Origin of the sequence: Neochlamydia sp. EPS4 (genome assembly GCF_000813665.1) — a bacterium.
Taxonomy (GTDB): Bacteria; Chlamydiota; Chlamydiia; order Chlamydiales; family Parachlamydiaceae; genus Neochlamydia.
Genome location: NZ_JSDQ01000021.1, coordinates 1 through 3,059, shown reverse-complemented (window position 1 = coordinate 3,059; position 3,059 = coordinate 1). Strand labels below are relative to the sequence as shown.

2 protein-coding genes are annotated in these 3,059 nt (G+C 41.7%); both read right to left on the bottom strand.

Annotated elements, in window-relative coordinates; all coding sequences use genetic code 11:
• Positions 1-1,048: leucine-rich repeat domain-containing protein (locus DB42_RS11515; protein ID WP_202965059.1), on the bottom strand; the 1,048-nt coding region annotated here is incomplete at its 3' end.
• A 533-nt stretch (positions 1,049-1,581) separates the two neighbouring features.
• Positions 1,582-3,059 (bottom strand): leucine-rich repeat domain-containing protein (locus DB42_RS01505; RefSeq protein WP_044881425.1); only part of this gene is annotated, 1,478 nt, incomplete at its 5' end.

The following is a 3,059-nucleotide window of genomic DNA, read 5'->3' as shown; positions in this document are numbered from 1 at the left end:
GCCCTATTTCTGCAGGCAGAGCGGTGAGCTGGTTTTGATTTAAGTAAAGGCGTGTCAGCTCTGACAGCTGTCCGATTGCTGCAGGCAGAGCGGTGAGCTGGTTTTGATTTAAATCAAGCGTTTGCAGCTGAGACAACTGCCCGATTTGAGCAGGAAGGCTGGTGAGCTGGTTTTGATTTAAGTAAAGCCATTGCAGCTTAGACAGCTGCCCGATTTTTGCAGGCAGAGCGGTGAGCTGGTTTTGATTTAAGTAAAGGTGTGTCAGCTCAGACAGCTGCCCGATTTCTGTAGGCAGAGCGGTGATCTGGCTTTCTTTTAAGTCAAGCGATTGCAACTGAGACAATTGGCCTATTTCTATAGGTAGAGCGGTGAGCTGATTTTGATTTAAGTTAAGCCGTGCTAACTGTGACAATTGACCTATTTCTGTAGGCAGAGTGGTGAGCTGGTTTTGATTTAAGTAAAGCTCTTGCAATTGAGACAATTGACCTATTTCTGGGGGTAAGTAAGTCAAGCCTGCTTTAGTTAAATTTAAAACCTTGATGTTTTTACAATTTTTTTCAATCCAATCTCTAAGAAGCTCTCCTTTTTTCTCTAGAGGCAAGTGCTTAATTTTTTCTCGGCTCAAGTATTCTTCCCCACCAGGAAGCATTTTCCAAAGTAAAAGGCGATTAATATTTAAGAGATAAGAAGAGTAATTAGCCAGAGTTAAGCCTCTTTTTTCTTCTGTTTTCTCTTTAAATTCTAAAGCTGAAAGAGACTTGGCTAAAGTAAAGATTCGCCTAAAGATTGCATTTACCTTTGCTGTTTCAGAAAGCTTTTCTTCTAGCTTATAAATCCTATCTACAATAAGAGCCTGCTCCTTAACATTTCCTTGAGGAACATGCACTTTACCTATTTGCTTATAAAGAGGGGGCATGACTTCAGAAGCCAGCAGATGATGCCATCTTTTACAGACGCCAAATAAGGAAGGAACTACGCGAGCCTCTAAGATAGGGAGTAGCAATTCATTGGGCAAACTTTCAATAGATGCCGAAGAGATAGGGTGCATTTTATTTCCTGTGGTAGTGATAACTTTTTAGCATTTTATTTTTTAAAGACAATATAAAAAAATTAAAAAAACAAGTCAAACGAATTCGTGCTCTTATTAATGAAAAACAACTCACAGATAATCTACCTCGCTTTTTTTTTTCAGATAGATTTAAGGAAAGGAGGGGCTTCCAAGTATTTAGGAGTAGCCACAGGTTTTGGGGATTAAGTGACACGGCAATTTTGGTGTGGCTAAAAGAATGAGATTGATTCTTTGCCTTATTTGAGAAAAACGGCTCTTTTTGGTGCCTTGTTTTAATATTTCTACCGAATGATGGAGTACAATACACTAGTTTCTCCCTGTCAAAAAAAGTTATTCTTCCATACATAACACTCTGCAGAAAAAGAGAAAAACTTCTTGTCGTTATAAATGTGTAGGATAGTTTAAACTTGCTTAGTTGCGGAAAGAAAAGCGGATTACTTGTTTAAAGATAAGATGTTTAAAAGTTTCTTATTTCATTTTAGCTCACGCCAAATTAAAAAGTACTTGTTATTCTACAATTGAAAACGCTCCCTTATTTTTTCGGCGATATGCTTCAGAGGATTTTCCGCTAATTCAAGCGTTCGTAGCTTAAACAGTTGCCCGATTTCTGCTGGCAGAATGGTGAGCTGGTTTTGATTTAAGTAAAGCGTTTGCAGCTCAGACAGCTGCCCAATTTCTGTAGGCAGAGTGGTGAGTTGGTTTTGATTTAGGTAAAGCGTTTGCAGCTCAGACAGCTGCCCAATTTCTGTAGGCAGAGTGGTGAGTTGGTTTTGATTTAAGTAAAGCCTTTGCAGCTGAGACAATTTGCCTATTTCTATAGGCAGGGCGGTGAGCTGGTTTTGATTTAAGTCGAGCCGTGTCAGCTTAGACAGTTGCCCGATTTCCGCAGGTAGACTGGTAAGCTGGCTTTGATTTAACTCAAGCGCTTGCAGCTGAGAGAGCTGCTCAATTTCTGTAGGCAGAGCGGTGAGCTGGTTTTGATTTAAGTCAAGATATTGCAGCTCAGACAGCTGCCCGATTTCTGCAGGCAGAGCCGTAAGGTGGTTTTGATTTAAGTAAAGCCGTGCCAGCTTAGACAATTGGCCTATTTCTATAGGCAGAGCGGTGATCTGGTTTTGATTTAAGTAAAACCATTGCAGCTGAGACAATTGCCCGATTTCTGCAGGAAGACTGGTGAGCTGGTTTTGATTTAAGTAAAGCGTTTGCAGCTCAGACAGCTGCCCGATTTCTGCAGGAAGACTGGTGAGCTGGTTTTGATTTAAGTAAAGCCGTGCCAGCTGAGACAATTGGCCTATTTCTATAGGCAGAGCGGTGAGCTGGTTTTGATTTAAGTCAAGCACTCGTAGTTGAGACAGTTGCCCAACTTCTACAGGAAGGCTGGTGAGCTGGTTTTGATTTAAGTCAAGCTCATACAGATTAGACAGCTGCTCGATTTCTTTAGGAAGGCTGGTGAGTTGGTTTTGATTTAAGTAAAGATATTGCAGCTGAGACAATTGACCTATTTCTGCAGGCAGAGCGGTGAGCTGGTTTTGATTTAAGTCAAGCGTTTGCAGCTTAGACAGCTGCTCAATTTCTGCAGGAAGACTAGTGAGCTGGTTTTGATTTAAGTGAAGCCATTGCAGCTTAGACAGCTGCCCAATTTCTGCAGGCAGAGCGGCGAGCTTGTTTTGGCTTGAATCAAGCCATCGCAGCTGAGACATCTGTCCGATTTCTGCAGGAAGGCTGGTGAGCTGGTTTTGATTTAAGTAAAGCCATTGTAGCTGAGACAGCTGCCCGATTTCTACAGGAACGCTCGTGAGCTGGTTTTGATTTAAGTCAAGCGTTTGCAGCTGGGACAGCTGTCCAATTTTTGGAGGCAGGCTGGTGAGCTGGTTTTGGTTTAAGTCAAGCGTTTGCAGCCGAGATAACTGGCATATTTCTGGGGGTAAATAAGTCAAGCCTACTCTAGCTAAATCTAGAACCGTGATGTTTTTACAATTTTCTTCAACCC